The sequence below is a fragment of the Aeromonas sp. QDB30 genome, from assembly GCF_027707645.1.
Taxonomy (GTDB): Bacteria; Pseudomonadota; Gammaproteobacteria; order Enterobacterales; family Aeromonadaceae; genus Aeromonas; species Aeromonas caviae.
Window position 1 is genome coordinate 20,844 of sequence record NZ_JAPCIY010000060.1, and the last position, 6,351, is coordinate 27,194.

Annotated in this window: 6 protein-coding genes; 3 read left to right on the plus strand and 3 right to left on the minus strand. The window is 61.1% G+C overall.

Translation table 11 applies throughout. From position 1 onward, the window contains the following. The 3 genes from PG896_RS15965 to trhA form a co-directional block, all read right to left on the minus strand. A partial coding sequence (locus PG896_RS15965; RefSeq protein WP_270835908.1) for a retention module-containing protein occupies nt 1–924 on the minus strand: 924 nt, incomplete at its 3' end. Between the two features lie 222 nt (nt 925–1,146). Beyond that, a complete protein-coding gene (locus PG896_RS15970) occupies nt 1,147–2,808 on the minus strand; it encodes a putative transporter (RefSeq protein WP_010675535.1) in 1,662 nt (553 codons plus the stop codon). A 121-nt stretch (nt 2,809–2,929) separates the two neighbouring features. Next, the gene (trhA, locus tag PG896_RS15975) at nt 2,930–3,562 is read right to left on the minus strand and encodes a PAQR family membrane homeostasis protein TrhA (protein ID WP_039041319.1); all 633 of its coding nucleotides are present in this window, start codon (nt 3,560–3,562) and stop codon (nt 2,930–2,932) included. Nucleotides 3,563–3,753: 191 nt separating this feature from the next. Between trhA and PG896_RS15980 the strand changes: the two genes are divergently transcribed. The 3 genes from PG896_RS15980 to PG896_RS15990 all read left to right on the plus strand — a co-directional run bounded on the left by PG896_RS15980 (nt 3,754) and on the right by PG896_RS15990 (nt 6,237). Then, the gene (locus tag PG896_RS15980; protein ID WP_270835909.1) at nt 3,754–5,259 is read left to right on the plus strand and encodes an aminotransferase class V-fold PLP-dependent enzyme; all 1,506 of its coding nucleotides are present in this window, start codon (nt 3,754–3,756) and stop codon (nt 5,257–5,259) included. Between the two features lie 105 nt (nt 5,260–5,364). Next, nucleotides 5,365–5,916, plus strand: coding sequence for a septation protein A (locus PG896_RS15985; protein ID WP_270835910.1), 552 nt, complete (start codon nt 5,365–5,367; stop codon nt 5,914–5,916). Between the two features lie 24 nt (nt 5,917–5,940). Next, a complete protein-coding gene (locus tag PG896_RS15990; RefSeq protein WP_201889166.1) occupies nt 5,941–6,237 on the plus strand; it encodes a YciI family protein in 297 nt (98 codons plus the stop codon). Nucleotides 6,238–6,351: the final 114 nt, after the last annotated feature.

Genomic DNA, 6,351 nt, shown 5'->3' on the forward strand with positions numbered 1-6,351 from the left:
GGCGGTCAGGGTCTGCTGATTGCCGTTGGCATCGGTCACCGTCAGGGTCACCGTGCTGCCGGGGGCGGCGTCCGTGGTCCCCGTGATGGTCGGGGTGTTGTCATTGGTATTGTCCGGTGCATTCACCGTCACGATCGGAGCCGTAGTGTCCACGCTGCCGTCATCGGTCGCGGTACCGGTGTTGCCGGCCGGATCGGTCACGGAAGCCGTCACCTGATAGCCCCCTTCGGCCAGCGGTGTGGTGACATCCACGCTAAAGCTGCCATCCGGTTGCACCGTAGCGGTCAGGGTCTGCTGATTGCCGTTGGCATCGGTCACCACCAGAGTCACCGTGCTGCCAGCGGGGGCATCCGTGGTACCGGTCAGGGTCGGCGTCCGATCGTTGGTGTTGTCGGGGGCAGAGACGGTGATGACGGGAGCGGTGAGGTCGACAAGCTCATCTTCGCTGCTTTGCGCATCCACCAGCGGCGCCGCGCCAGCCGGGTTCGCGCTGTCAAAGCCTGCGCTGGAGATGGTTGCATCACCGGTACGATCGATGGTGACGAAACCGCCGTTGCCGCTGGCACCAGCCACGCCCCCCGCATTGCCTGCGGCCGGGGCTCCGCCCGCCGCCGACGCTTCGAATGCCTTGGTGGGGTCGGTCCCGTCCAGAATCGCTTGCTGCAAGGCGGCGATGTCATCGGGCGTACCCGCATTCGCCAGCACGGCGTCACCCTGTTTGGGGCGCTCGCCGGAACCCAGGGTGAACGTGGTCTCCCCTCCCTGGAAACTGGCCCCTTCGGGCGCAAGCAATACCGCATCCTTGGGCAGTACATCGCCTTCTGCAACGAGTCTCTGGCTCCCGTCGGCGGCGACCAGATACATTTTGCCTTGCAAGTGGGTAACGACGACATCCTGATCCAATACGATGCGCTGATTGCTCATGGTTTCTCCTGAAATATCGAAGGGCATATTGCTCCAGCCTCCAATGTGCCCGTTTATCAGGCCATAAACCAGTGAGAAAAATCGAATGGACAGACCGAAATGAAGCCGGGTTTCGGGGTGAAAACGAAGGGACGCCGAAGATGAATAAAATTAATTAAATCAATAGCATCAATTGTGACAAAACGAAGACGGGAGCCTCATCGGCTCCCGTCTCGTGAGGTGTCAGACACCGGCCCAGAGCAGGATGGCCAGCAGTTGGGGCGAGATGATCCGCAGGAACATCACCAGGGGGTAGACGGTCGCGTAAGAGAGTGCGCTGGCACCACTGGTGGGGTGCATGCCGTTGGCAAATGCCAGAGCGGGAGGATCCGTCATCGAGCCGGCCAGCAGCCCGCACAGCGTGAGGTAGTTGAGCTTGCCATAATGGCGTGCCAGCACACCCACCAGCAGCAGCGGGATGAGGGTGATTGCCACACCGTACATCATCCATGCGGGACCGTCGCCGTTGATCAGGGTGTCGATGAAGCCGGCCCCGGACTTGAACCCCACCACCGCCAGGAAGAGCACTATGCCTATTTCCCGCAGCGCCAGATTGGCGCTCGGCGGCATGAACCAGTAGAGCTTGCCGATGCTGCCGATACGAGACAGGATGAGCGCCACCACCAGCGGTCCCCCTGCCAGCCCCAGCTTGAGCGCCGCCGGGAATCCCGGCAGGTAGAAGGGAATGGATCCGAGCAATACCCCCAACCCGATACCGATGAAGACGGGCAGCATCTGCACCTGCTGCAGTTTCTGCTGCACGTTGCCCACCACGCTGGTGACCGCCTCGATGGCATCGAGCCGCCCCACCAGGTTCAGGATGTCACCGAACTGCAGACTGGTCTGACTGGTCGGCACCAGCTCGATGCCGGCCCGATTCAGGCGCGAGATGACCACATCGTATTTCTGCTTGATGTCGAGATCGCGGATCCGTTTGCCGAGCACCTGCTCATTGGTGACCACCACCCGCTCGACACGCAGATCGGTCCCGCGGGTGGAGAGGGAGGTGTCTACCTCCTCTCCAAGCACCAGCAGCACCTTGTGCAGGGCATGGCGCTCCCCCACCAGGTGCAGCAGGTCGCCAAGTTCGATGCGCGAGTCGGGCTTTGGCACCATCAGCTCGTCGCCACGCTTGAGGCGGGAACAGATGACGTCCGCCTCGTCCAGACTCGGGATCTCGCGGAGCATCAGGCCATGCATATTGGGATTGCGCACGGCAATGTTGATGGTTTGCAGACTCTCCTTGGTCTTGCCTGCCTGCTGCTCGAAAGCGACCGCTTCCTCCTCAATCTTGATGTGGAAGAACATCCTGATGAGCCACATGGTGAGCAGGATGCCGCAGATCCCGAACGGGTAGGCCACCGCATAGCCCATCCCCATCAGGCCGGTGGATCCAGGATCCGCCCCCAGCTCGGCCAGGATCTGCTGGCCAGCCCCCAGGGACGGGGTATTGGTCACTGCCCCGGAAAAGACTCCGAGGATCACCGGCAGCGGTACATCGAACAGCTGGTGCAACGCTGCCGCCACCAGGCAGCCGAGCAGAACCAGCAGGGCCGCGAAGCCATTGAGCTTGAGGCCCGAACTGCGCAAGGAGGAGAAAAAGCCGGGACCGACCTGGATGCCTATGGTGTAGACGAACAGGATCAGGCCGAATTCCTGAATAAAATGAAGTGTTTGCTCATCCAGCTTCAACCCGGACAAGCCGGCGAAGTGGCCCACTATGATGCCGCCGAACAGCACCCCGCCAATACCCAAACCCACGCCATAGACTCGCCAGTTTCCCAGCCAGAGCCCCAGCACTGCCACCAGCGACAGCATGCTGATGGAAAGCGCGATCTCACTCATCGTTTGCATCCTTTCCAAACTGAACTGGCACTAGCTTGTCAGCAAACGAAGGGGGCAACTGTGGGGTGCCGCACGAATTCAGGCTTTCATGAGCACAAAAATACCAATTAAGGGTTAGCCATCAGATATAGCCATAAATGGCCATGAAGTGACACAGACTGCCACCCAGCACAAACAGGTGCCAGATGGCGTGGTTGTAGGGAATGCGCTTGGCCACATAGAAGATCACTCCCAGGCTGTAGATGAGACCACCCAGCCCCAGCAGCAGGAGCCCGGTACCATCCAGATGCAGATAGAGCTGGTAGATGACCACCAGCGACAGCCAGCCCAGCATCAGATAGGTAAATAGCGACACCTTCTTGAAACGATTGATGAAGATCAGCTTGAACACGACCCCCGCCAGGGCCAGCCCCCAGATCACCACCATCAGTCCTTGCGCCAGCGGCGTATCGAGCGCCACCAGCAGGAAGGGGGTATAAGTGCCGGCGATCAGCAGATAGATGGCGCAGTGATCGAACAGCTTGCTCCAGCGTCTGGCCGCCACCGAGCTCACGCTGTGATAGAGCGTCGAGGCGAGATAGAGCAATACCAGGCTGGCACCGTAGACGCCGTAGCTCAGCAGTACCCTGGGCCCCTGATCCCACCCCTTGTGCAGCAGCAAGACCAGTCCCAGTCCGCCCAGCAGCAGCCCCAGCCCATGGCTGAGGCGATTCGCCCACTCTTCCCGTGGGGAGTACCCCGTCACATCCATCATTACCTCCAACCCATTACCGGCCCACTCTAGCGGCCGATTTTTCAGGCTACAAGTGTTAGCTGAAAATAAAGGCGCGAGGAGAGGGAGGGCCAGAGATGGCTGTGCCCCCCGCCCCTTTGGTGTATGCTCTGCCGCCGACGCCGCCCATGCGGATGGCCGCGTCTGCCCGACAATCTGGTCTGGAGAACCCGATGAAGCTCACTGAACTGTTTACACAACCGGATCCTGATTTCGGCAAGGCCATGACGGCCCTGCTGGAGCATTTCCATCATTCCGACGACAGTCAGGCCCCCTATCAGCGGGGCAGCTTCACCCACCAGCTCGATCAGTCGTGCATGCCCGCCATCGGCATCTCTCCCCGGGACTATCTGGCACGGCTCACCACCCTGGTACCCGGGGCATCGCACCTCACCTCTCCCCGCTACATGGGACACATGACGGCACCGCTGCCGGCCTTCACCGCCGAGCTCTCCCGGCTCTTGGTGATGCTCAACCAGAACCCGATGAAGATGGAGTCCTCCCGTTTGCTGAGTTTTCTGGAGCGGGAAGTGCTGGCCAAGCTGCACCGTCTGGTCTACCGCGAGGACGACGCCTTCTATGCAGCCCAGATGCATGCCAAGGATGCAGCCCTCGGCGTCATGACCAGTGGCGGTACCATCGCCAACGTCACCGCCCTCTGGCTGGCTCGCAACCGGGCCTGTGGCGACAACCTGTTCGCCCTCGCCGAGCAGGGCTATCGCGGCGCCGTCATTCTGGGCTCGCGGCTGATGCACTACTCCTTCGACAAGGGGATGGATCTGCTGGGACTCGGGGCTCGCAGCGTCTGGCGTCTCGACACAGACGAGCACAATCGGCTCAGTCTGGCGGCGCTGGAACAGGCCCTTCAACAATGCAGGAAGCAGAAGCTCAAGGTGCTGGCGCTGGTCGGCGTGGCTGGCAGCACGGATTTTGGCTCCGTCGACCCGCTGCCGGAACTGGCCGCCATCGCCCGGCGCGAGCAAATCCACTTCCACGTGGACGCGGCCTGGGGTGGTCCGACCCTCTTCTCGCCCCGCTATCAGGGATTGCTTACGGGGATAGAGCACGCCGATACCGTCACCCTTGACGGCCACAAGCAGTTGCTGGTCCCGCTCGGTACCGGCATGCTGCTCTGCCGCCAACCGGACCTGATGATGACGGTGAAGCGCGAGGCTCCCTACGCCATCCGCGCCACCTCCTTCGATCAGGGTCGCTTCACTCTGGAGGGGACCCGTCCCGCCAACGCGCTCTATCTGGATGCCGCCTTCCAGATGCTGGGGCAGCAGGGTTATGCCCAACTCATCGACGCCAACTACGACAGGGCGCGGCGAATGGCCGCGCTCATCGACGCCAGCCCCGCCTTCGAGCTGATGTCGGCACCTGTCATGAACCTGCTCTCCTACCGGTGCATTCCGCCCCACCTGCAAGGTCAGGTGCCCGATGTGGCGGCCAACGAACAGATCAATCTCTTCAACGTCGCCCTGCAAAAAGCCCAGCGCGCCGAAGGGCACAGCTTCGTCTCACGCACCCAGCGCGCAGTCTCCCGCTATGGCGAGCAACCACTCACGCTGCTGCGCGCCGTCCTGCTCAACCCCCTCATCGAGGAAGCAGACATACGCGCATTGCTGGACGATCAGGTGCGCCTTGGCAACCAGATTGCCAGCCAGCTGTTCGAGTAACCCGCCGCCCCGGGAAGGAACTGCCTGCAGAATGGACGGTCTTATTCATTTGCCGTTGTCTGACGGGCAGGTACACTGAGTGAAATTTTGAGGTTAGAGCCCAGCATGAAGCAGTTTATCGAGTTCATCCCCCTGATCGTCTTCTTCGCGGTCTACAAGTTTTACGACATCTACACCGCCACTGGCGCCCTGGTGGTCGTCACCGGCCTGCAACTCCTGTACAGCTGGCTTCGCTATCGCCGGGTCGAGAAGATGCAGTTGTTCACCTTCGTGCTGGTCGGTTTCTTCGGCGGCCTCACCGTCTTCTTCCACAACGATGCCTTTATCAAGTGGAAGGTGACCGTCATCAACATGCTCTTTGCCCTCGCCCTGCTCATCGGCCGCTATGGCTTTGGCAAGAACCTCATCAAGCAGATGCTGGCCAAGGAGCTCCAAGCCCCCGACCGGGTCTGGGACAACGTCAATCTCGGCTGGGTCGGCTTCTTCACCCTGTGCGGTCTGCTCAACCTCTACGTGGCCTTCAACCTCTCCCAGGAGATGTGGGTCAACTTCAAGGTGTTCGGCCTGCTGGGCATGACCCTGGTCTTCACCCTGCTCAGCGGCGTCTATCTCTATCGCCACATGCCGGCCGAGCAGAACGCAGAACAGAAAAAATAACCGCAACCAGAAAGGGATTGTTCCATGTGGTATCTGATCTACTCCGAAGATGTCGCGGGCAGTCTGCCCCAGCGCAAGCTGGCACGCCCTGCCCACCTGGCCCGCCTGCAAGCCTTGCAGGATGAGGGCCGACTGCTGACGGCCGGCCCGAACCCGGCCATCGATGCCGAGGATCCGGCCGATGCGGGCTTCACCGGCAGCACCGTCATCGCCGACTTTGCCAGCCTGGCCGACGCCCAGGCCTGGGCCGATACGGATCCCTATGTCGCGGCGGGGGTCTACGCCAGGGTGACCATCAAACCGTTCAAGAAAGTCTTCTGAGCCCATAGAGGCCGACAAGAAAAAGGCCGGACACTGTCCGTAATGCCAGTCAGTTAAGCCTGACTGGCATTGTTTTTACTAGGTTTTCTCGTCGCATACTTCTGTGGTTTGGCT